This window comes from Brevibacterium aurantiacum (assembly GCF_007558825.1).
Lineage (GTDB): Bacteria > Actinomycetota > Actinomycetes > Actinomycetales > Brevibacteriaceae > Brevibacterium > Brevibacterium aurantiacum_A.
In genome coordinates this window covers 220,945-244,946 of record NZ_VLTK01000001.1, presented here as the reverse complement: position 1 = coordinate 244,946, position 24,002 = coordinate 220,945, and the positions used below count along the sequence as shown (strand labels likewise).

Sequence of the window (24,002 nt, the reverse complement as noted above, 5' to 3'; positions counted from 1 at the left end):
AAGCCGTGCTCAGAGCTCGGACTGAGTGCGCATACCGCAGATGGGAAATGTAGACTGGGAGCATGGATAACCTTGTCGCTCTCGAAATCGTCTTCTCCAGTCTCGTCGGCATTGCCGCACTCGGCGCCCTGGGCGTCGGAGTCAAGGTCGTCACGGCGCTGTTCAAAGACAATCGCTGAACTCCATGATCGAACTTGATTCCTCGGTTCACCCCGAGCTCGTTCCCCTGTCCTGGCTGATCGGTTCGTGGGAAGGCGTCGGAGTCGTCGGCTACGCGGACACCCCCGAGAAGCAGTTCGGGCAGCGCGTCGAATTCACCGCCCACCCGGGAACACCGTTCCTGCAGTACACCGCGCATGCGTGGCTGCTGACCGAGGACGGCGAATTGGAATCGACGCTGACTCTGGAGACAGGGATCTGGCAGCTGGTGCGTCCGCGCGATGCCGGTGACGTGGGCCCGGGGATGCTCGTGCCCACCGAAGAGCCCAGCTTCACCTCGGCGGCCGCCGTCGATACTCTGCGCACGAATGATGACGGATTCGAGATCGAAGCCGAGATCGTCCACCCGCATGGCGTGATGGAACTCTACGCAGGCCACGTCAAGGGGCCGCGCATCGACCTCTCCACCGATGTCGTCGCCCGGACCAAGACCGCGAAGGAGTACACGGCCTCGACCCGTATGTACGGCCTCGTCGGCGGGGAGCTCATGTGGGCCTGGGACATGGCCGCACTGGGCCACGAGCTCGCCACACACTCCTCAGCCCGACTGAAGAAGATTGCCTGATATGACTGCCTCATCGCTGAATCGCCCACTGAGCTCCACCGCGGTATTCGGCGGCGAAGAGCTCGAGCACACCCCGGCCCACTACGGTTCGCCGCTGCGCGAGCAGCGGGCACTGCTCGAAAAGGGCGCGATCGTCGATCTGCCCCACCTGCGAATCCTGCGTCTGAGCGGAGCCGATCGCCTCACCTGGCTGAACTCCATCACCACGCAGAAGCTCGACACCCTGGCGCCGGGCGTGTCCACAGAGACTCTCGTCCTTGACCCGAACGGTCGCATCGAAGGCTGGCTGAAACTCGTCGACGACGGCGAATCGCTGTGGGCGATCAGTGAGCTGCGCACCGACGAGACTCTCGAATTCCTCCGCAAGATGGTCTTCATGATGCGGGTGACGATCGACGACGTCAGCGATGAGTTCCAATGCATCGGCGCCGTCGTGAAGCTCCCCGACAGCTTGCCCGTGACCCAGCTGTGGTCCGATCCCTGGCCGCACATCGGGACCGGTTCGGCCTCGTACGCCGAGGTCGATCTCGGACTCGAGGTGGCAGGGGAGGACCACCCCGGGCTCGAGACTCAGTTCGTCATCGGCATTATCGCCCGCGCAGATCTGCAGACCACCTCGGCGAGCGAATTCACCATGGCCGGGTTCGACGCCTGGGAAGCCGTGCGGATCGCCGCCTGGCGTCCGGGCACGAACGAGATCGACCACAAGTCGCTCGTCGGCGAACTCGATCTGCTGCGCACCTCGGTGCACCTGGCCAAGGGCTGCTACCGCGGCCAGGAGGCCGTGGCCCGCGTGCACAACCTGGGCCAGCCGCCTCGCAGGCTCGTCTTCGTCCATCTCGACGGATCCGGGCACATCCAACCTGAGGCCGGCGCCGAGGTGCTCGCCGAGGTCCGAGGGTCCGAACGGTCTGTGGGCCAACTGACCTCGGTTGCACTGCACTGGGAACTCGGGCCGATCGGCCTGGCCGTGGTCAAGCGCAATCTCTCCGCCGAGGCTGAACTCAGCTTCGATCTGGGCGATGACGCACCCCGTGTGGCCGGGGCCCAGGAGACGATCGTTGCGCCCGTGCGCGAACACGACATCGAACTTCCGGGACGCAATAAGGACACCGACATGCGGAATCAGCAACGCTGATTTCCGCCCTCGGCGGAAGCAGTGGAATCGGCGAGCGAATCCGCATCGGCGGCCCTCAGGCCCGACTCTCAGGCCCGACTTGAAACGCCTTGTGAGCGTATTCTGCACGGTTTTCGAGTCGTACCGATGGCAACGGATTTCGTACCGCCTGGATCTGCGGCAGGCGTGATCTGACCAGCCTGCGGACGGTAAGTGACAAGAACCGTCGAAAGGCTCTAATCTTCTCGTTATGACAGCTTTGGAAATTGGCGGCGAAGCTCTGCCGCAGGAACGTAAACTCGTCACCGAGATCCCCGGGCCGAAGTCCCGTGAGATCGAGGAACGACGCAAGTCGGCAGTGGCACCCGGAGTCGGCTCGAGCCTGCCCGCCTATGTGGTGGCCGCCGGTGGCGGAATCCTCAAAGACGTCGATGGCAACCAGATCATCGACCTGGGAGCCGGCATCGCCGTGACGACGGCGGGCAACTCGAACCCCCGCGTGGTCAAGGCCGCCACCGAGCAGCTCCAGTCCTTCACCCACACCTGCTTCATGGTCAACCCGTACGAGGGTTACGTCGAGGTCGCCGAGGCGCTCAACCGTCTGACCCCGGGCGATCATGAGAAGCGCTCCATCCTGCTCAACTCCGGCGCCGAGGCTGTCGAGAACGCCGTCAAGATCGCCCGTGTCCACACTGGCCGCGACGCCGTCGTCGTCTTCGACCACGCCTACCACGGCCGTACCAACCTGACCATGTCGATGACTGCGAAGGCCACCCCCTACAAGGCCGGTTTCGGCCCGTTCGCCGGTGAGGTCTACCGCGCACCCATGTCCTACCCTTACCGCGACAACGATGCTGCAGGCACCAAGGTCAGCGGCGAGGAAGCGGCCAAGCGCGTCATCACCATGATCGAGAAGCAGATCGGCGCCGAAAGTGTCGCTGCGATCGTCATCGAGCCCATCCAGGGTGAGGGCGGCTTCATCGTCCCAGCCGAGGGCTTCCTGCCTGCGCTGGTTGAGTTCGCGAAGGAGAAGGGCATCGTCTTCGTCGCCGACGAGGTTCAGGCTGGCTTCGCCCGCACTGGCAAGATGTTCGCCTCCGAGTGGGAAGACATCGTCCCCGATATCATCACCACCGCGAAGGGCATCGCCGGCGGTCTGCCGCTCTCGGCCGTGACCGGCCGCGCGGAGATCATGGACTCGGTCGGACCGGGTCGCCTCGGCGGGACCTACGGCGGCAACCCTGTTGCCTGTGCGGCAGCGCTCGGCGCCATCGCCTCCTACGAGGAGGACGGACTCGTTGAGAACGCCGCTCACATCGGCGAGGTCGTCACCGACCGCCTCACTAAGCTCCAGAGCAAGCACCCGGAGGTCGGTGACATCCGCGGCCGCGGCGCCATGATCGCTGCCGAATTCGTCCAGCACGACTCGATCGATCCGAACCCGGACCTGGTCAAGAAGATCGCCGACTACTGCGCGAAGAACGGGGTCCTCGTGCTCACTACGGGAACCTTCGGCAACATCCTGCGCTTCCTGCCCCCGCTGACGATCTCCGATGAACTCCTGGGCGACGCCTTCGACGTCATCGAAGAGGCTGTCGCCGCTTCCGTGGCCTGACAGCTCGAATCCGGCCCCGCTCGCAGGGCGGAGTCTGCGGGTTCTGACGGCGGCGTATCGACCTCATGTGAGGTCGATACGCCGCCGTCGGCCGTTGTGGAGCCGGGTGGGAGTGGCGCTCAGCCGCGGTGATATCGCCAGGTCCAAGGGGGCGGGGTGATGTCACCGGTTCCATGAGGGTGGGGTGATGTCACTACTTCCATGGGGACGGGATGAAGTCACCGCTTCCATGGGGATGGTCCGGGTTTTCACGAGGGGTGTGCTGCTGCGGGGAGTGCCGTTGCAACGCTATCCTGCTTGCCGCAATCGGGCATCGCACGTAAGTATGAGATCCGACTGCTTCGGCAGGGACGCGGGTATAGCACAATAGGTTCCATGGCATCAGCGGCAGACGACGGCACCATGAGTGCGCTCAACAGATTGTGGCTCGTATTCCGCGGACCGCGCTTCGTGGATCTGCCCATGCGGCTCCTCGCCCTCATCATGGGGCTGACCGTGCTGATTCCCGGATCGTTCGAGATCGCAGAGCCTCGCTACATGGTCCTGCTCGTCTGTGCCTATGCTCTGCTCATCCTCTCCCCGTTCTTCCCTTTGGCGACGGTGTTCGTCTCGACCGGGCTGAGCCTCGTCTTCGTCGTGCCCTACCCCGACCTGGAGAACATGTTCCCCGAGTCGCTCATCTTCGCCACGGCGGTGCTGTTCAGCCAGCGGCGATGGGTCGGCTCAGCCATCGCCACCGTGGGACTGCTCGCCTATCTCATCACCTGCACCGAGCTGGCAGCCTACGACGGTGGCATTGCAGGGTTCATCGACTTCGGGTACGGCTGGGTCACGTACTCGCTGATCGGCTTGGCTGCTGGAATCGTCGAGCTGAGGATCCAACGCGAGATCCATCGCCGGGAGCGAGCCGCCGTGGAACACCAACAGGCGGTGGAATCGTTGCGTGCACGCTTCACCAGCGATATGCACGACACCATCTCGAACTCACTCGCAACAGAGGGCGCAATCATCAAAGCACTGGCCAGAGGGTCGCGAGATCTCGGCACCAACCGTCAGCTCGCCGAGCTCTCCCTGGTCAACACCGAGGCGTCGAAGCGCCTGCGGCAGCTCGTCACGCAACTCAGCGACGGAGACGAGCTGCAGCCCAGGATTCGGCTGCAGGCCGAGGCGAAAGCACTGGCCACGTCCATTGAGAACGGCAGTGCCGCCGGCGGTGTGGCGTTGACGCTCACTGTCGGCACCCTTCCCCGATACGCATCCCCGGTACTGGGCGCACATTTCACCGCAATCATGCGAGAACTGGCGACGAACGTCATCCGACACTCCCTGCCGGGAACCGAGTCGAGTCTGACCGTCAACGTGGATCGTGAGGGATCTGACGCGGCCGTCCTGCGATTCCGCACGGAGAACGAGGCAGCGACGTCGCTGACGCGTCCACCTCGATCTCTCAGTCGGCGCGCTCAGGCCCTGGGCGGGTCATGCACCACGGGATCGAATCCCCAGGGCCGCGTCGTCGTCGAAGTCTCCCAACCGCTGCGATTCAACGACTCGGCCGATGGGGACGAGGCCGACGCTGTCTGTGTCCGCGACGATTTCACCGCTGCCGCGTCCTCCGCAGTTCTTGAAGCGAATGCCGAGCGCCACGCGTCAGCAACGAAGAGCCAGAGAGTATGAGCGGCTCGGCCGGGTCGGAGATCGACAGCTCACCAGCAGACGAGCGCATCGTCGTGCTCGTCGTCGACGACGATTCGTGGACGACGAGGGCCGTGGCGGCAGCTCTGCTCGACGACGGAGGGTTCTCGGTTCTCGAACCTCAGCACTCCGGTGAAGACGCCGTCGAAGCGTTCGATCGTCATCGCCCGGATCTCGTCCTGATGGATGTCAACATGCATCCGGGGATGAGCGGAGTCGATGCGGCCCGCGAGATCATGTGTCTCGACCCAGAGGCGACGATCGTTGTGCTGACCACTGTCTCGCCCGGGCCGGGAATCACACGTGCTCTCGAGGCCGGTGCGATAGCGGCGGTGAACAAGTCCGCCACCGACGCCGAACTCGTTCGCGTCGCGCGAGCGGCAGTCGCAGGCGAGTCTCCGGCCCTGCTGCGATCCTTGGCAGAGGACATCATGATCAGCGGCGACATCGCCGCTGATGGTTCGAGAACGGTGCCGGCTCTGACTCCGAGTGAGAAGCTCCTGCTCCGGCAGATCTGTGAGGGGATGGACTACTCGGAGATCGCCGAACAACAGGTCGTCAGCGTCTATACAGTGAAGTCCCACGCCAGAAACCTGCGCATCAAACTGGATGCGAAGAATCTGGCGCAGGTCGTCATCCGTGCCATCCAGCACAAGTTCTACGTTCCGGAATGACGAAGCTCGTCCGAAGGAGTGAGGCGCGAGGACTCGCTCACGAACTTCCCGGAGTTCGTCGATTCGATTTCTTCGGCGATCGATCCCGTCCAACTGCGGAATGTCTGAAGCGCAAGCGGGTTCGGCAGATGACCGGCCCGCGGGTTCGGCAGACGACCGGGTCACGAGGTGTGTGGGTGCACTGTTGACTACAGTGGGTGTATGAGTGAAACGAACGCCCTACGCGTCTCCCGCCTGTTGCAGGAGACCGCGGGGTTTCTGCTTCCCCTGACTCAGACCGAAATCGACGTCGAGGTGACTCGCATCGAACTCGACCTCGACCTGCGAAGCTCGGCTGCTGCTCTCGGGTCTCCTGCTGGACTCGCGGGGGCCGTCGTCCTCGTCACCGAAGCCGTAGACAGCGTGGCCGGACTCAACGCGATCCGCTCACGATTTGCGGGTGCCGCGGCACTCATTGTGCCGCCGGGAACGCACACCCACCTCGGTGAGGGGACATCTGCCTCAGCGCTGCCCATTCTGCTCGAGCGGTCCACGGGCGTGACCTGGTCCGAGGTCCTCGTTCATCTGCGACAGCTCAACGAGGGTGCCGCGAGCGCCCTGGCTTGGCCCGACGTCGATGATCTCAGCGCGCTGGCCGCGGTCATCGCGGAGATGACGGGTGCGTCGATCACGATCGAGGACCCGGCGTCGCGTGTGCTCGCGCACTCCAACCTCGGCGATGAGATCGATGACATTCGACGGGAGACGATCCTCTCGGGCGCGATTCCTCAATGGCGGATCGCTGAGCTTGAGGAGTCCGGATTCCTCGACGTCGTCCGCCGCTCGACTGATGTCGTCGAGAGACGAGCCGCGGGCGCCTCTCCTGCCCGTTCGGTGATCGCACTGCGCAGCGAGGGCGAGCTGCTCGGCACCATCTGGGCTGCCTACCCGGATTCGGTGGATCCCGCGTCACTGCGCGATGTCCTCCGCGATGCTGCCCGAGCCGCACTGCCGGTCATGCTGCGGACCCTGCGACGTTCCCCGTTCGAGAAGCGGATCCGTCGTGAAGCCCTCGGGTCGATCCTCGGTGGCTCGCCGGACCTCGGGCCGGCCGCGACCCTGCTCGCGCTGCCATTCTCCGGGCATTATGCAACGCTGGCCTTCGCCGAGGTGGCCCCCGACCGAGAGCCCGTGCTGAGGTTTCATCTGCGGGCCGCCTTCGCCGACGCCGTGCTCGCCCACGTAGGGTCGGACGGTCATCTGGCCGTGCTCGTGCACATGAGCGAAGGGATGGAAGCCGCCGATATCAGGTCTCATGTCGCCTCGGCTCTGCAGCGGTCCCTGTCTCCGAGCCAGCCGCTGCACTTCGGGGTGGGCGTCGGGGTCGAACGTCTCGACCTTGTGCATCGATCGTGGACCGAGGCAGTGTACGTCCTCGATGCGCTGCTGACACGGTCGAAGAGCGGCGCGACCACATCTGCAGGCAGTATGCCCGCGGGCAACCAGTCTGCGGGCAACGAGTCTGCGGGTGCCACCTGCGCCGACGACCAAAGCATGGTCCGCGGTGCGACAGCCGAGGACGTCGCGGCCGAACTCGTCGGACTCGAGGCTGCTGATGCCCTGCGCTCCGTAGGGCCTCGCATCACCGAGCCTGCCCGACTGCTTGCCGAGCATGATGCAAAGCACCAGGGGCAGCTGCTCGAGACCCTGCGGGTGTACTTTGCCACGGTCGGCAATTCCGCCGAGGCCTCCCGTCGTCTGCACGTCCACACGAATTCGCTGCGGCATCGTCTCAGCCGGATCGAAGAGATCACCGGACTGTCGACAGCCGATCGGTCCGGACGTCTGTGGCTTGAGCTCGCGGTGCTCGTCTTCGACCGAGAGCGAGCCTGAGTCGAGACTGACATCGACTCCCCGCGTTCAGCAGTCGTCCAATGATCGCCAAGGCGGGCGGCTGTGCGATTCTCACAAAGGTCAACAGCAAAGTTTGGCAGATTATTGTCCGTTCGTCCTGGTGCTCGCGTTCTACAGTGGCAGCACACCACGAACGAAGGACAGTATGCACAGCAACCAGTCGGGGCCATCGGTCCTGGTCAGCCGGGACCAAGCTATCAAGGCAGTCGCGAACAGCACGGTGGGCCAGGTCCCGCAGCTCGACGATTCGACACCGGTGATCGGACTCATCGACTTAGACCAGATCGAAACAGCATATGAGCATCTGACATCTGCCTTCGCCGGAGACAATGACGTCCTCCACGCCGTGGCCTGCAAAGCCGTGCCCCTGCAGCCCCTGCTGCGCTATTACGCCGAGGCCGGCTCTGGCTGCGAGGTCGCCAGTCCGGGAGAACTCGAGCTGGCTCTGAGCGCCGGATTCGCGCCGGAGAACATCGTCTTCGACTCCCCGGCGAAGACCATGAGCGAGCTCAAGCGCGCCGTCGAATTCGGGGTTTCGATGAACATCGACAACTTCACCGAGCTCGAGCGACTCGACGGGCTACTCGACGGACAAACCACCTCGGCGACGGTGGGCGGCTCCACCGGGACCACCTCGGCGAGGGTGGGGGTTCGGGTCAATCCGCAGTCAGGGACGGGCACGATCGGTGCGCTGTCCACCGCCACGCAGACCTCGAAATTCGGCATCGGACTGGCCGACCCCGGGGCTCGCGAGGCACTCATCGAGGCTTATCTTGCACGTCCCTGGCTCAACCAGATCCACGTCCATTCGGGCTCCCAGGGCATCAGCCTCGACCAGGCCGCAGCAGGTGTCGAAGCGGTCGTCGAACTGGCGCAGGAGATCAATGCTCGCGCCGCGCAGACTCACGGACGCGACCGCCAGGTCACCCGGATCGACATCGGCGGAGGACTGCCCGTGAACTTCGCAGGCGAGGACATCACTCCGACCTTCGCCGAATACCGGGCCGTGCTCGAAGCACAGGTCCCGGGCCTGTTCGACTTCGACATCATCACCGAATTCGGGCGAGCCCTCTTGGCCAAGGCCGGCACCATCCTCACCTATGTCGAGTATGCGAAGGTCACCGGCGGTCGGCGCATCGCCATGACCCACGCGGGTGTCCAGGTCGCGACCCGCACGGCCTACGCTCCCGCAGACTGGCCGCTGCGGATCCTGCCCTTCAACCCCGACGGCAGTCCCAAATCCGCCGAGGCGGTACCGACCGATGTCGCCGGCCCCGCCTGCTTCGCCGGTGACCTCCTGGCCCGCGACCGAATGCTGCCGCGCCTCGACGCCGGCGACATCGTCGCCGTGCCCGATACCGGCGCCTATTACTTCTCCAATCCGTTCTCCTACAACCTGCTCCCGCGGGTCCCGATCTTCGGGTACCGGGTACGGCCCGACGTGAGCGCCGGTGCCCACCGCCACCTCGGCGAGGGAGAGGTTGAGTTCTCGCTCATTCGGCGCGGACAGACCATCGCAGAGGTCCTCGCCGAGGCTGCGGGCAGCGATTGGCAGACACAGAGCTTGGGGGTTTGATGGCCGACAGCAACGAAGCGAGCAATGAAGCCACTTCACTCCGTTCCGACAAGAAGGAATCTTCCAACGCCTATGAGATTTCGTTGTCTCCCCGGCGTTCTCGCCTGATATGGTCTCTTGCCGGACTCGGCATCGTATTGGCCATAGTGGCGGCCTTCGTCTCGGACGGTCCCACCCTGTGGGGGCTGCTACCCATCGTCCTGTACGCGGTCCTGGCGATCCTCGGCATGGACATTGTCGTCGCCACCGTCGTCTCAGTGGTTGCGGGGCTCATCATCGGCAAGATGGGTGTCCTTGAAATCGGCACACTGCTGGGCGACTCCCTGGCCGATCAGATCACGATCATTGGCCTCATCATCATGCTCGGCGCCGGAGTCGGGGAAGTGCTCAAAGTGACCGGGGTTGCTCAGAGCATCGTGTCATCTGTCATGCACGTCTTCGGCCGCAGCGGCAGGAATGCCGTCGTCTTCGGAGTGATGATCTCATGTCTCATCCTGGTGGCATCTCTTGGCACCCTCGCTGGTGCGATCGCCATTGCGGCTCCGATACTGCTGCCGATCACCGCGCGATTGGGCTTCACGAAATCGGCCACTGCGTCGATGCTCTTCATCGGAGGGTGTGCTGGCCTCGCTATCGCTCCATTCGCAGGCTCGAACGTGGCCATTATGGAGGCTGCCGAGGTCAACTATGGTCAATACATTCTCTATGGTGCCGGACCAATCGCACTGCTGTCTTTGGCTCTCGGGATCCCGATCGTTTCGCTGATGCAACGGTGGACTGCGAAGAAGGGAGATTTCTACTCTGCCGAAGAAGTCGGTGGGGCCGAAACGGTGTCATCGAGTTCGAGACTTCCCACCGCAGTCTTCCTGGTGCTGCTTGCCATATCGGTCGTCTTCGCCGCTGTCACTTCCGCCGGCACCACCTTCCCTCTGTTGGCTCTTCCAGTCTTGGGCATTGCCACCGCTGTCGCGAATCGAATGCGTCCTCAGGACATCGTCTCGACGATCTACCGAGGGTGCTCGCAGGTGATCAGCATCTTCCTCCTCTTCTGGCTTCTGGCCGCGTTGTTCATCGTGATCGATCTTCTGGCGCCGTTCGATGTTGTGATGGACCTCTTCGGCTCCCAACTTCAGTCAGCTTCTCCGTTCGTATTCACAGTCATCATCGCTCTGTTGGGATGGGTCGGAGTTCCGGGTGCGACCGCCGCACAGGTCGTATTGCTCGATAAGGTGTTCGGCGATCTGGGGGCCACCTTAGGTGTCACCGCGGGTTCGTGGGTCGTTGTCCTCTTGTTCGCATCGAAGGCTGATACATACGGCCCCTTCCCGAACGGGAACATGATCGGTGTGATGGGGCTGGCCCGGTCGACCAATCTGCGCAACATGCTCATCACAGGTTGGATGCTGCTGGTCCCCGCCTGTGTCCTGTATTTCATCATTCTCTTCGTCGAAACCAGGTAGGAAATGCTCGACCTTCTGATCACCAACGCACGAATCGTCGACGGAACGGGGCGGCCCGGCTTCCCCGGCCAAGTGGGCATAGAGGCCGGCCGGATTACCCTAGTTGAGCAGGGACTCGACCACGAGATGGATGACGACCGCCACCGATCTGTCGCGAAGTCGGATGTCGAGTCGAAACGGGCACGACGAGTGCTCGACGCCAGAGGCCAGGTGCTCTCTCCCGGATTCATCGATCTTCATTCTCATGCAGACTTTTCGATCATGTCGTCTCCTGCGGCTGAGACCCAGCTCGCGCAAGGAGTGACGACTGCGCTCGTCGGCAATTGCGGGTCTTCGCCATTCCCGGCCCGCTCGGTAGATGCAGTTCAGCAGGATAACGCCCACCTGGATGCAGTCCTCTCCGGTGAGTGGAGCGACGCCCAAGGGTACGCGGATGAAGTGTCCTCTCTTGTGCCTGGAATCAACCTCGCCTTGCAGGTGGGATTGTCGAGCATCCGCAACTACGTCATGGGACCAGTTGACGAGGCTCCCAATGATGCACAGCTGAAAGAGATGACCGAGCAAGTTGCTCGCGCGGCTGACGCGGGAGTCTTCGGTTTCTCAAGCGGCTTGATCTACGCCCCTGGTTCGTACGCACGTCCCGCGGAAGTCGAGGCGCTTGTCACCGAGTCAGCTAAGCGCGGTCTGCTCTATTCGACACACATGCGGAACGAGTCGAACATGCTGTTGGAGGCTGTGGGAGAAGCGATTGAGACGGCGGACCGCGCTGGAGCCAAGCTCGAGGTCTCACATCTTAAGTCCATGGGCCCCGAGAACTACGGTCTGACCGTCGAGGCTCTGAGGCTGATCGAAAAGGCCCGGCAACGTGGGCTGGACATCAAAGCCGATGTCTATCCGTACACTGCCTCGAGCACTCGATTGACCTCTAGACTGCCTGGCTATGCGTTGGACGGTGGCAAGAAGGCGCTCCTCGAGCGGCTCGTTGATCCGCAGCAGCGTCTCAGCATCGGACGAGACATGGCCTCGCGTTTCGGCCGAGATATCGACCCCGAAGGAGTGGTGATCGCTTCGCTGGGCGAGCCTGGCTCGACCGGTGCCGAATACTATTGGACGATCGGAAAATCCTTAGCTGAGATCGGCCGCCAGGAAGGCTGCAGTGCGGAGGAGGCCGCGATGCGAGTACTGGTCGCGCACGACGCATCCGTCGGAATCGTCAACCACGCGATGTCTCCGGATGACGTCGCGTCGGTGCTGGCCCATCCACTGGTATCGGTTGCAAGCGACGGCTGGACGATGAGTGCGACGGGAACAGGCAAACCGCATCCTCGATCCTTCGGAACGTTTGCTCATGTATTGGGCAAGTACGTACGTGAAGACGGACTCATCTCGCTGGAGGAAGCAGTTCGGAAAATGACCAGTCAACCCGCCGAGCGACTGGACTTCACTGACAGAGGCATTGTCGAAGTCGGACGAATCGCCGATATCGTCATCTTCGATCCCGACACGATCCGCCAGAACGCAACATATGACGACCCTTGGCAACTTGCGACGGGGGTATCGACAGTTCTCATCCATGGAAATGCAGCAGTCGAGGACGGCTCGATAGACAATCGCAGATTTGGTCGAGTTCTGCGGAAGGGATGATTTCCCAGCGGCGAGGACGCAGGAAGCCCGAGACGTTTATCAACGTGGATGCTTGGAGGTGACAATGGCGCGAAACGTCAGGGCGCGCTTGCCCCGAATTGACGATCCGAGAACTTAAGATGAAGTGTGAGCAGGCTCTCACCTGCAACGACTGATAACTGAATCACCAAATCGAGAAGAAGGACAACGATGTTCGCTCAACACAAGCTGCGCAGGAGGCTGGGAACGTGCCTTGCCGGTCTTGCGGCAATGGCACTCCTCGGCTCTATGGCCGCCGCCCCTGCTCAAGCAGAGACCACAGAGGCCGCCGACGATGCCAAGGTCCTGCGGATCGCCACCGACGGCTTCATCGACTCGTTCAATCCGTTCACCTCGTTCTATCTGATGCCGACGAATACGTTCAAATATATGTACGAGAACCTCGTCGGCAACAGTGCCGAAGACACGCAGGTCTCGGAAGGTCTCGCCACCGAATGGGACACCGATTCCGAGGGCAAGGTCTGGACGTACAAGATGCGTCCCGATATGAAGTGGTCCGATGGAGAACCGCTGACAGCAGAGGACGTCTCCTGGACATACAACCAGATGATGGAGAAGGAGGAGCTGTCGGTCGCCAATGGCGCCCTCGTCGAGAACTTCGACAAGGTCGAAACCCCGGACGACCAGACCGTGGTCATCACTCTGAAGAACCCGCAGGCGAACAACCCGGGCCAGGAGATTCCGGTCGTTCCCGAGCACATCTGGTCGAAGGTCGACAAGCCCGGCGAGTTCAAGAACGATGAGAAGACCGTGGGCTCGGGGCCCTTCCAGCTCGAGAGCTACGAGGCGAACAAGTCCGTCACGCTCAAGGCCAACCCCAACTTCTGGCGCGGTGAGCCCAAGCTCGACGAGATCCAATACCGCTACTACACGAATTCCGACGCCCAGGTGCAGGCGATCCGCTCCGGTGAGGTCGACTTCATCACCGGACTGACTCCCGAGCAGTTCAAGGCCATCGAAGGTGCTGACAACGTCGAGACCAATGTGGGCAACGGGCGCAGGTTCCAGGGAATCTCCATCAACTCCGGACTGGCCGACGCCAAGGACAAGGAATTCGGCACCGGCAATGAGGCGCTGAAGGACAAGAAGGTCCGTCAGGCCATCCGTGCAGGCATCGACATCGACACCCTGCGTGATCAGGTGCTGCAGGACTACGGGCAGCCTGCCACGAGCTTCGTGCCATCCGTGTATGAGACGTGGGCGCTTCCCAAAGACGATCCGGCGGTCTCCGGCTTCGACGTCGAGAAGGCGAAGAAGCTTCTCGATGACGCAGGTTGGAAGGAAGGATCCGACGGCATCCGCGAGAAGGACGGCGAGAAGCTTCAGCTGCGCTTCCTCACCGACTCCGACGCCACAGTCGAACAGAACACGGCGAAGTTCCTCAAACCGTGGATGAAGGACATCGGCATCAGTCTCAAGAACGAGGCCAGCGACGTCGACACCGTGTCCGAGCGCACCACCAAGGGTGACTACGACATGTACTTCTCGGGATGGTCGCTCGGCCCGGACCCCGACTACCAGTTGTTCATCAACACCTGTGATTCGCGCCCCGACGCCGACGGCAACGGCGGCACCAGCCAGGACGGGTACTGCAACAAGGACTTCGACAAGCTCTATCAGAAGCAGCACGTCGAACTCGATGAGGGCAAACGCGCCGACCTGGTCCACCAGGCGCTGGCTCAGCATTACGAGGACGCCGCTTCGATCACGCTGTGGTACCCGAACCAGCTCGAGGCCTTCCGCTCCGACCGGTTCACCGGTTTCACCAAGCAGCCGTCCGAAGGCGGCATCATCGCCAACCAGGTCGGCTACTGGGGATATTCTTCGGTCGAACCTGCCAGTGCGGAGGACGCTTCAGGTGAGGGCGGCATGGGCGCAGGCGGCTGGATCGGCATCGCCGTCGCAGCCATCGTGGTCATCGGCGGAGGCGGCTTCCTGATCAGCCGTCGCAAGAAGTCCGACGATCGCGAATAGTCCGGGTACCGACAACCATCGTCGGCGAGTGTCGTACCCACGGCGCTCGCCGACGATGGTCCTCGTCATCGCAACCCACCCGACGATGGTCCCTGCACCACTTGCATCCCCAGTGAGACCAGGAGTTTCCCAGTGACAACACCGACGCACGATCTCCCCACCCCCGCGGGTGGCCCCGACCCAGGAGGCTCCGGCATCTCCGGAGGTCCCGGCCGCGACATGGACGAACTGCCGAAGGGCGCTTCGTTCGTCAGCTATCTCCTGCGCAAACTCGGCGGCGCACTGACCTCGATGATCCTTGTCATCGTCCTCGGCTTCTTCGCCTTCCGTATGCTGCCCGGCGACCCGGTCCTCAAGATCGCCAAGGAACGCCCGATGAGCCCGGCACAGATCGCCGAGCTGCGCAGCCAGTACGGTCTCGACAAACCGGTCATCGTCCAATTCTGGGACTACCTGGTCGGCATCTTCACCGGCGACTTCGGCGAAAGCTACGTCTACCGCAAACCCGTCGCCGCGCTCATCGGCGAGTACTTGGGACCCACGCTCCTGCTCACGGCCACGGCCGCCGTCATCGCCATCGGACTGGGCCTGTGGCTGGGCCAGCTCTCGGCCTGGCGCCGCAATTCGCTCTTCGACAAGATCGCCTCCTCAACCTCGCTCGTGTTCTGGTCGGTGCCGACATTCTGGCTGGGTCTCATTCTCCTCATGATCTTCGGCGGCACCCTGCAGTGGCTGCCCACCGGCGGCATGATCACGCCCGGACTGGACCCCTGGTCATTCGCGGGCATCATCGACATCGTCAAGCACCTGATCCTGCCGGTCATCACCATGGTGGCCGTCGTCTACGCACAGTTCCTCATGGTCATGCGCGCCTCCCTCATCGAAGAGATGAGCGAAGACTACCTGACCACAGCTCGGGCCAAGGGCCTGACCGAGGACGAAGTGCGCAGGAAACACGCCGTACCCAACGCTCTGCTGCCCACGGTCACCGTCGTGTTCATGCACATCGGCGGACTCATCGCCGGTGCGGTCACCGTCGAGGCAGTGTTCTCCTGGCCGGGCCTGGGCAAGCTGACGTTCGAAGCGATCAGCGGGCCGGACCTGCCGCTGCTGCAGGGCACCTTCGTCGTGTTCTCGGCCATCATCATCGTCATGAATCTGGCAGCCGACATCGTCTACCGGTTCCTGGATCCACGAGTCAGGAGGGCCTGATGACTGAGAACGACACCACCGCCGAGGCGAACGCCCCCGAACCGAACCCACGCACCACCTCGGCGACGCAGCCTCCCGTCATCGACGGCGCGAAACTCGTCCGCGAACGCCGATTGAACAACGCCAAGAAGAACTGGTCCCTGTTCCGCTCCGACATCCCTGCGATGGTCGGCGCGATCGTGCTCGTATTCTTCATCCTCATCGCGATCTTCGCCCCGCTCATCGCCCCCGCCTCGATGCTCGATGTGACGAAGCAGCTCGATGTGCCCCGCTACGCCCCGCCGAGCCTCGACCACCCGCTGGGCACCGACGATCTGGGCCGCGAACTCTGGGTCCGCATCCTCTGGGGCGCCCGAGTGTCCATCCTCGTCGGCGTCGCCGCCACGGTGATGTCGATGGTCATCGGCACCGTGATGGGTCTGGCGGCCGGACACTTCTCCGGACTCTTCGGCGCAATCGTCATGCGCATCATCGACTTCTTCATCGTCCTGCCCTCCCTGCTGCTGGCGATCGTCTTGTCCTCCGTCCTCGAACGGGGCGTCTTCACGATCGTCATCGCGATCGGCCTGACCTCCTGGGCATCGACGGCACGCATCGTGCGCTCCCAGACCTTGAGCGTTGAGTCTCGGCTCTACATAGAAAGGGCGCGCATCCTCGGCGCCGGACATGGCCACATTCTGTTCAAGCACATGCTGCCCGCGGTGATGCCGCTGGTGCTGGCGAACACGACCCTGACGGTCGGCAGCGCGATCATCGCCGAATCGACCCTGTCCTTCCTGGGCCTGGGGGACACGAGCAAGGAATCGTGGGGAACGATTCTGAAGAACTCGATGGACATCTCCGCCGCGACCTCGGGCTACTGGTGGTACGTGCTCACACCCGGCATCGCGATTCTGCTCGTGGTGCTCGCCTTCACGATGGTCGGGCGCGCGTTCGAAGCCATCATCAACCCAGCCCTGAGGAGCCGCTGATGACCGACCTCAGCTTTGACAAGGTCTCGATCACCTACCGTTCGGCCTCGGCTCGCGGCGACGTCACCGCCGTCAGCGACATCAGCCTCGACCTGCCCACCGGTGCCACTCTCGGCATCGCAGGGGAGTCCGGCTCGGGCAAGTCCACGTTGATCATGTCGGTCCTGCGCCTGCTGCCCAAGTCCGCGCAGATCGACGGGCAGGTCAGCCTCGGCGGGAAGGACATCAAGGATCTCAGCTTCGGCGAGATCCGGGCGGTGCGCTGGGCGCAGGCCTCGATCGTCTTCCAAGGCGCCCTGCACTCCCTCAACCCCGTGCGCGAGGTCGGAGGTCAGATCATCGAGGCCCTCGAACACCACTCGAAGGGCACCTGGACGACGCCGGCCAGACGACGAGACCGGATGTTCGAACTCCTCGAGGAGGTCGACCTCGATCCGAGCAAGGCCGTGGCGTATCCGCATGAGCTCTCCGGTGGGCAGAAGCAGCGGATCATGATCGCCATGGCTCTGGCCTGCGAACCGGACATCATCATCGCAGACGAACCGACCACCGCCCTCGACGTCATCGTGCAGAAGCAGATTCTCGTGGGCCTGGCGAAGCTGGTCGCCGAACGCGGGATCTCGCTGCTCATGATCAGCCATGACCTCGCCGTGCTCTCCGCGGTGTGCGAGAACCTCGCGATCATGCGCTACGGCAGGCTTGTCGAGTACGGTCCCAGCGACCAGGTGTGCCTGTCGCCGCGGGAGGACTATACGAAGCAGCTGGCCGGTGCGTTCCCGCAGATCGGAGACGCCGAGTCGCGGATGAATCCCCGAACCCTCAAACCCGCCGAGGTGCGCCGGGCCGAACCGTTCACGATGACCGACGAGGTGGTCCTCGAGGCCAAGAACCTCAATGTCTCCTTCGACACCCGCCACGGTAGGGAACGGGCCGTGCGCGACGTCGATCTGGCGCTGCACAAGGCGGAGATCCTCGCCGTCGTCGGCCAGTCCGGGTCGGGCAAGACGACCCTGGCCAGGTCTCTGCTCGGCCTGCAGGAGGTGGATTCGGGCTCGCAGATGGAGTTCGCGGGCAAGGCCCTGCCGAAGAAGGCGAAGGCGCTGCGGACCTTCCGTCGACAAGTGCAGATGATCCTCCAGGACCCCTCGGGCTCGCTCAACCCGAAGCGCAGCGTCTACGAGGCCGTCGTCGAAGGCCTGCGAGTGCAGAAGCTCAACGACAACGAATACGCGCGAGTCATCGGGGCGCTGGAAGCCGCCGAGCTGACTCCCGCGGCCGACTACCTCGAGTCGATTCCGCAGGAGCTCTCCGGTGGACAGAGGCAGAGGGTCGTCATCGCCGGTGCGCTCGCACTCGATCCGCAGGTGCTCATCGCCGATGAACCCGTCGCCTCCCTCGACGCCTCCGTGCGAGGAGAGATCCTCTCTCTGTTCCTGGCGCTGAAGAAGAACCTGGGGATGAGCGCCCTGATCATCACCCACGACCTCGGTCTGGCGTGGAACATCGCCGATACCGTGGCCGTGATGAAGAAGGGCGAGATCGTCGAGTACGGCGCTGTCGACACCGTGCTGGCGAACCCGCAGCACGCATACACGCAGGAACTCCTCGCCGCAGTTCCCCGATTGGGAAGTCAGAGTCTGGTCACGCATGGATAGCCCTAGCCCTCACTCAACCTCAAGTTCTGCCTCTCGTCCGCCCGCGTCGGCGACCAGCGGCCCGGCGCAGGGAAGCAGTGGGCTGGCGCAGGCGAGCGTCAGCCCGTACCTCGACACCGCGCCGTTGCAGGCCGGCGACACCGTCCGTCTCATCGCACCGTCGGGACCCACAGACGAAGTGTCCCTGCTGCGGGCAATCACCCAGCTCGAATCCTGGGGGCTGCGCGTGGTCGTCGGCGACAATGTCCGCGCTCGTCACCCACGCGTGAGGTACCTGGCGGGAACCGACGAACAGCGCCGAACTGACCTCGTCGAGGCATGGTGCGATCCGGATGCCGCAGCGGTCATCGCACTGCGTGGCGGATTCGGAGCGATGCGTCTGCTCGACGGCATCGACTTCGACCTCATGCGCAAGCATGCCCTGCGACCCGACGGCCGCCCCAAGCTGCTGACCGGCTCTTCGGATATCACAGCGCTGCATCAGGCCTGGGATCATCACATGTCGGTGGCGACGCTGTTCTGCCCGATGGTCGGAAACGATCCGTTCAAGAACTCCACGGTCGTCCCCGCCGAGGTGGCTGCCTGGCTGTTTGAACCCTGGGGCGGGCGCGAACTCGGGTTCCCTGCGGGGGAACCGCAGGCAGGCGAGAGGGCGGCGCCTATCGACGCAAGCTCGGCGCCCCCTCGCCCGCTCAGCCGGGCGCGAACTTTGGTTCCGGGGACGGCGAAGGGCCGCCTAGGCGGGGGAAACCTCAGTCTGGTCGCGGCCGGGATGGGAAGTCCCGAGTTGGCCGGGGTACGCGAGCTGCGTGAACGCAGTGGGCCTTCGATCCTCATGCTCGAGGATGTTGAGGAGGAGCTCTACCGACTCGACAATCTGCTGGTGCAGCTCGTCCGCGGCGGCTGGTTCGACTCAGCCGACGCAGTGGTGCTGGGCTCCTGGCAGGACTGCGCGGAGGTCGACGAGGTCGAGGCCCTGATCATGGACTACCTGGGCGAGGCGGGCATACCGATCGTGAGCGAGATGGGCTTCGGGCATGACCCCGATGCGCCGAGCACGCCGCTGGGAGTTTCCGTCACGCTCGAGGCTCCCGCCCGGGGCAGACCCCGAATGTGGGTAGACGAGACATGAGCGTGTGCAGACGGGGTGTGAGCGAGTACAGACGAGACATGAGCGAGTGCAGACGGCGTGTGAGCAGACTGTGGTGCTCGCAGATGTCGATGGAGATGAGGAATTCGCACGATGACAGATGACATGAACGTGAAGAGTGAGAGCATGAACCAAGGGACAACGTCGCAGGTAGAGACAACGTCGCAGGTAGAGACCGCGTCGTACGTAGGGACACCGTCGAACATGGGCAGCGTGGGCTTCGACCGATTGCCGGGTGTGCGCTTCAGCGCCCTGGCCTTCGACATCGACAGCGGCGAACGCGTGTTCGCCCACAACGAGAACGATGAACTCGACACCGCCAGCATGGGCAAGGTGTTCCTCCTGCACACGGCGCTGCAGATGCACGTCAACGGCAATCTCAACTTACAGGAGCGGCTGTCCAGACGTCCCTCGGAACGAGTCGACGAGTCCGGCATCTGGTACCTCATGGAGCAGGACGATCTGAGCGTCTATGACGTGGCCGTGCTCGTCGGAGCCTTCAGCGACAACTTCGCGACCAACGTGCTCATTCGTCGCATCGGCCTCGAGAACGTCGCCCGCCAGGTCGAGGATCTGGGATACCGGAACTCCGGCCTCCATGATTTCCTCCGCTGGCCCCGACCGGCCAAGGCGCCGCGAACACTGTCGACGGGCACTGCGGCCGAGCTCAGCGACTTCATGGCCCGTCATGCAGAGGACGAGTTCTGGGACGAGTCGACGAACGAGATCTTCCGTCGCTGGCTGGGAGCCGGCGCGGACACATCGATGGTCGCCTCGGCGTTCGATCTCGATCCTCTGGCCCACTACAACTATCAGCGCGACGTGTGGGTCTGGAACAAGACCGGCACGAACGGGACGATCCGCGCCGACTCCGGGATCGTCATGACACCGACCCGGCGGGTCGCCTACGCCGTGTTCGCGAATTGGGAAAAGGGCACTGACCGGGTCGTCGACGTCATGCCCATCATGCGCGAAGCGGGGGAGGCGATTCACCGATTCCTCTGAGAAACCGGACATCGATCAGCATTCAATCGGCTCGAGAATACGCACGCTCACACGCTGTTCCTCGAGTATCGTTGATGTCCTATGACCTCCTCGATCTACCTCACAGGCGAAGCGAAAGCACCGTCGAACAACCCGATCATGGCACAGTACGGATTGTTCTACATCGCCTTCGAGATCGAGGCGGAGACACATCGAGTCCTCGATGTCGACTGCTCGGCGACGTTGGCCCTGACAAGGAAGTTCATCAGGAGCCTGTTCATCGACGCAGACATCAGGGACACCGGTCGACTCACGGATTCGATCACAGCCAGATACCACGGGTCCTCCCAGAAGGCGCTCATCGTCGCGGTGAACAACGCAGCGAAGAAGTACCACGAGCTCCCAACCTCTAGCTGAGACGACTTCTCGACCACCAAGATTGCCTGGGTCCCCACCGGACCGGATCCAATCGACAACCGCACATGGCTTCACCGCGCACTGCGCCTGCACCTCGTGGAACGGACCGAGGGCAGGCCGACGCGGTCCAATCCAACTGAAGGAGTGTCGTTTGTGATTACGGACGGTTTTCTATTCATCAGCCTGCTGCTGGCGATTTCGGCGGTTCTCGTCGTCGCCGATCGCAGCGGGAAATTCAAAGTATTCAAATATGTCCCGGTTTCGTCTTCCTCTACATCGTGGCGGCCCTGCTCAACACCGTCGGCATGTTCGACCACGACGCGATCGACAGCGTCGGCGACGGGTTGCAGGACGCGCTGCTGCCGGCGATGATCCTGCTCCTGCTGTTCAAATGCGATGTGCGACAGATCATCCGGCTCGGACCGAAACTGCTGCTGACCTTCGTAGTGACGGCTGCGAGCATCATGATCGGCTTCATCCTCGCCTACTTGATCGTGCATTCGGCTCTGGCTCCCGAATCCTGGAAGGCACTTGGTGCGCTCAATGCTTCATGGACCGGCGGTTCGGCGAATATGGTCGCCGTTCAGAATATTCTGGAGGCGCCGGAGGACATCTTCGGCTATGTGCTCATCGTCGACACCGTTCTCTACTCCTTCTGGCTGCTCCTCATCTTCTCTTCGGTCGCCGTCTCCGATAAGTTCAACAGATGGACGAAGGCAGACACCTCGAAGTTCGACTTCGCCGATCGGGTGACCGACGAGGAGGAGAAGCCGATGACCCTGTCCTCTATCTTCGGTCTGCTGGGCTTCTCCCTGCTCGTCTCCGCCTTGGCCGCCAAGGCGGGCGAAATGCTCCCGGAAGTGGGCACGGTGATCAATGCCTCGGCCTGGACGATCCTCATCGTGAGCATCGTGGGTCTCATCATCGGGTCGACTCGGTGGGGGCGGGCCGCGGGTTCGAATCAGCTTGCGACCATGATGCTCTACATCATCATCGGCATCATCGCCTCCGGATCCGACTTCACCTCGCTGGCCGAAGCCCCGATCTATCTGGTCGCCGGCGTGATCGTGTTCTTCGTCCACATCGTCATCATGCTCGTCTATGCGAAGCTGACGAAGACCGAACTGTTCAGCATTGCCGTGGCCAGCACCGCGAACATCGGGGGAATCGCCTCGGCACCGGTGGTCGCGGGTGCATTCAACCGTCAGCTGGTGCCGGTGGGCGTGCTCTTCGCGCTCATCGGAACGTTTTCCGGAACCTTCCTCGGGCTGTGGTCGGCGCAGCTGATGTCGGGCATCGGATGACGAGCATGATTCGGCGCCTGAGACCGCGCAGATTTCCACCCAACCCACCGACCATCATCCGAACTGAAGGAGCACACTCATGACAATCGACGTCTTCGACGGGCACAACGACCTCGCCTGGTATCTGCGGGAGGAGCGCGACTACAGCGTTGAGGGACTCAACGACCCCAGTGTCTCGCCCTTCACCACGATGGATCAGCTGCGCGCGGGCAGCGTTGCCGCGCAGTACTGGTCGGTCTATGTCCATTCCTCGATCACCGGCGCGGACGCGATCAAGGCGACGTGGGAACAGATCGACGCAGTGCAGCGCGTCGTCACGAGCTACCCGGCACGACTCCAGTTCACCCGCACCGCCGCCGAGGTGGTCGCCGCCCGGGAGGCCGGAAAGGTGGCCTCGCTGATGGGCGTCGAAGGCGGACAGCAGATCGATGAATCCCTGGCCGTGCTTCGTTCCTATGCGCGCGCCGGATCCCGGTATATGACCCTGACCTGGTCGACGACTCATTCCTGGGCGGATTCGGCCACGGACGGACCGCAGCACGGGGGCTTAAGCGCCTTTGGCCGTGAGGTCGTGGCAGAGATGAACCGGATCGGCATGATCGTCGACCTTTCCCACGTCGCGCCCAGCGTGATGCACCAGTCCCTGGACATCTCGACCCTGCCGGTGATCTTCAGCCACTCCTGCGCGTTCGGGCTCAACCCGCATCCGCGCAACATTCCCGACGACGTCCTCGACCGGGTGCCCGGCAACGGGGGAGTGGCGATGATGACCTTCGTGCCCTCGTTCGTCTCGAATGCTCGTCGCGAATGGGCGGAGGCAGGAGAGAACGGCACCGCCCCCGAGGTGACCGTGGCCGATGTCGCCGACCATTGCGATTACGTACGCGACCGGATCGGAATCGACCACATCGGCCTCGGCGGAGACATCTGCGGTGTCGATGAGCTGCCGACCGGACTCGGCGACGCCGGGCAGTACCCGGCGCTGTTCTCGGAACTGAGTTCACGTGGCTGGTCGGACTCCGATCTGCACAAGCTCGGCTTCGACAATGCGATGCGGGTCCTCGAAGCACACGAGGACGCCTACACCCGCTTCCTGGGGACCTCGGCGGGACAGTCGTCATGACGCGACTCCTCGTCATCGTCAACCACATCGAATCCCAGCCGGGACTGCTCACACAGTGGATGATCAGCGAGAACATCGAGTTCGACCTGCGCATCGGCGGTATCTCGCAACTGCCGGAACCGAATGAGCTCAGCGACTATGACGGTCTGATCATGCTCGGCGGCGGATACATGCCCGATGAGACCGATAGGGCGCCCTGGCTTGAGGCCGAGGCAAGGCTGTCACGACATGCGCTGGAGACGGATCTGCCGCAGTTCGGCATCTGCCTCGGTGGACAGCTCATCGCCCACGTCATCGGCGGGGATGTGCGGGCGCAGACCGGCGCGCCGGAGAAGGGGTACACCTGGATCGATATGACCGCAGACGCGGCTCAGGATCCGGTGTTCTCCGCGATCGGCAATCGCGTGGCCTTCGTCGAAAGTCACGTCGATCGGATTGTCGACCTTCCACCCGAGGCAACACTGTTGGCAACCAGTACCGCCTGCCGGTTCCAAGCATTTAGAATCGGCAACGCATGGGGCACGCAGTTCCATCCCGAGTCGTCAGGGCAGAACATACGCAACTGGGACGCGGACAAACTGCAAGAATTGGGCTTTAATAAAGAGACCCTGTTGGAACAAGCAGAGGAACGCGGTGAGGACAGTCAGCGGGAGGCGAAGGCGCTCCTGACGGCCTTCCTCGACGTGGTCCGCAGCAAACACCAGTGATCGCACGGCTG

19 protein-coding genes are annotated in these 24,002 nt (G+C 63.1%); all 19 read left to right on the top strand.

What is annotated here, in order from left to right; translation table 11 throughout:
• The first annotated feature begins 184 nt into the window (after positions 1–184).
• On the top strand, positions 185–784 hold the full coding sequence (locus FO013_RS01190) for a nitrobindin family protein (RefSeq protein ID WP_143920655.1): 600 nt from the start codon (positions 185–187) through the stop codon (positions 782–784).
• 1 nt (position 785) lies between these two features.
• Complete coding sequence (gene ygfZ / locus FO013_RS01185; RefSeq protein ID WP_143920653.1) at positions 786–1,922, top strand: CAF17-like 4Fe-4S cluster assembly/insertion protein YgfZ; 1,137 nt, start codon at positions 786–788, stop codon at positions 1,920–1,922.
• Between the two features lie 229 nt (positions 1,923–2,151).
• Positions 2,152–3,516 carry a 4-aminobutyrate--2-oxoglutarate transaminase gene (gabT, locus tag FO013_RS01180; protein WP_143920651.1) on the top strand — a complete coding sequence of 455 codons (1,365 nt, stop codon included), beginning with the start codon at positions 2,152–2,154 and terminating at the stop codon, positions 3,514–3,516.
• A gap of 375 nt (positions 3,517–3,891) precedes the next feature.
• On the top strand, positions 3,892–5,190 hold the full coding sequence (locus tag FO013_RS01175; RefSeq protein WP_143920649.1) for a sensor histidine kinase: 1,299 nt from the start codon (positions 3,892–3,894) through the stop codon (positions 5,188–5,190).
• Positions 5,187–5,882 (top strand): response regulator, encoded by a 696-nt coding sequence (locus tag FO013_RS01170; RefSeq protein WP_143920647.1) that lies wholly within the window; start codon positions 5,187–5,189, stop codon positions 5,880–5,882. The genes FO013_RS01175 and FO013_RS01170 overlap by 4 nt, the downstream gene beginning before the upstream one ends.
• Before the next feature lie 201 nt (positions 5,883–6,083).
• Entirely contained in the window at positions 6,084–7,754 is a 1,671-nt protein-coding gene (locus tag FO013_RS01165; RefSeq protein ID WP_143920645.1) for a PucR family transcriptional regulator, read from the top strand.
• Between the two features lie 166 nt (positions 7,755–7,920).
• The gene (locus FO013_RS01160; protein ID WP_143920643.1) at positions 7,921–9,351 is read left to right on the top strand and encodes a type III PLP-dependent enzyme domain-containing protein; all 1,431 of its coding nucleotides are present in this window, start codon (positions 7,921–7,923) and stop codon (positions 9,349–9,351) included.
• The gene (locus tag FO013_RS01155) at positions 9,351–10,811 is read left to right on the top strand and encodes a Na+/H+ antiporter NhaC family protein (protein WP_143920642.1); all 1,461 of its coding nucleotides are present in this window, start codon (positions 9,351–9,353) and stop codon (positions 10,809–10,811) included. Before FO013_RS01160 ends, FO013_RS01155 begins: the two co-directional genes overlap by 1 nt.
• A 3-nt stretch (positions 10,812–10,814) precedes the next feature.
• Positions 10,815–12,455: an N-acyl-D-amino-acid deacylase family protein gene (locus tag FO013_RS01150; RefSeq protein WP_143920641.1), complete on the top strand. Its 1,641-nt coding sequence runs from the start codon at positions 10,815–10,817 to the stop codon at positions 12,453–12,455.
• Positions 12,456–12,644: 189 nt separating this feature from the next.
• Entirely contained in the window at positions 12,645–14,468 is a 1,824-nt protein-coding gene (locus tag FO013_RS01145) for an ABC transporter substrate-binding protein (RefSeq protein ID WP_143920640.1), read from the top strand.
• Between the two features lie 132 nt (positions 14,469–14,600).
• Positions 14,601–15,680: an ABC transporter permease gene (locus FO013_RS01140; RefSeq protein WP_143920639.1), complete on the top strand. Its 1,080-nt coding sequence runs from the start codon at positions 14,601–14,603 to the stop codon at positions 15,678–15,680.
• Positions 15,680–16,651 (top strand): ABC transporter permease, encoded by a 972-nt coding sequence (locus FO013_RS01135; protein ID WP_260847903.1) that lies wholly within the window; start codon positions 15,680–15,682, stop codon positions 16,649–16,651. Before FO013_RS01140 ends, FO013_RS01135 begins: the two co-directional genes overlap by 1 nt.
• Entirely contained in the window at positions 16,651–18,306 is a 1,656-nt protein-coding gene (locus FO013_RS01130; protein WP_143920638.1) for an ATP-binding cassette domain-containing protein, read from the top strand. Before FO013_RS01135 ends, FO013_RS01130 begins: the two co-directional genes overlap by 1 nt.
• The gene (locus FO013_RS01125) at positions 18,299–19,438 is read left to right on the top strand and encodes a S66 peptidase family protein (protein ID WP_143920637.1); all 1,140 of its coding nucleotides are present in this window, start codon (positions 18,299–18,301) and stop codon (positions 19,436–19,438) included. Before FO013_RS01130 ends, FO013_RS01125 begins: the two co-directional genes overlap by 8 nt.
• Before the next feature lie 144 nt (positions 19,439–19,582).
• The gene (locus tag FO013_RS01120) at positions 19,583–20,461 is read left to right on the top strand and encodes a serine hydrolase (protein WP_260847902.1); all 879 of its coding nucleotides are present in this window, start codon (positions 19,583–19,585) and stop codon (positions 20,459–20,461) included.
• 81 nt (positions 20,462–20,542) lie between these two features.
• Positions 20,543–20,857, top strand: a complete 315-nt coding sequence (locus FO013_RS01115; protein ID WP_143920635.1) for a DUF3870 domain-containing protein — start codon at positions 20,543–20,545, stop codon at positions 20,855–20,857.
• Positions 20,858–21,135: 278 nt separating this feature from the next.
• Complete coding sequence (locus FO013_RS01110) at positions 21,136–22,161, top strand: DUF819 family protein (RefSeq protein WP_313900561.1); 1,026 nt, start codon at positions 21,136–21,138, stop codon at positions 22,159–22,161.
• A gap of 79 nt (positions 22,162–22,240) precedes the next feature.
• Positions 22,241–23,284, top strand: a complete 1,044-nt coding sequence (locus FO013_RS01105) for a dipeptidase (protein ID WP_143920634.1) — start codon at positions 22,241–22,243, stop codon at positions 23,282–23,284.
• Positions 23,281–23,991, top strand: coding sequence for a type 1 glutamine amidotransferase (locus tag FO013_RS01100; RefSeq protein WP_143920633.1), 711 nt, complete (start codon positions 23,281–23,283; stop codon positions 23,989–23,991). Before FO013_RS01105 ends, FO013_RS01100 begins: the two co-directional genes overlap by 4 nt.
• The last annotated feature ends 11 nt before the right edge of the window (positions 23,992–24,002 follow it).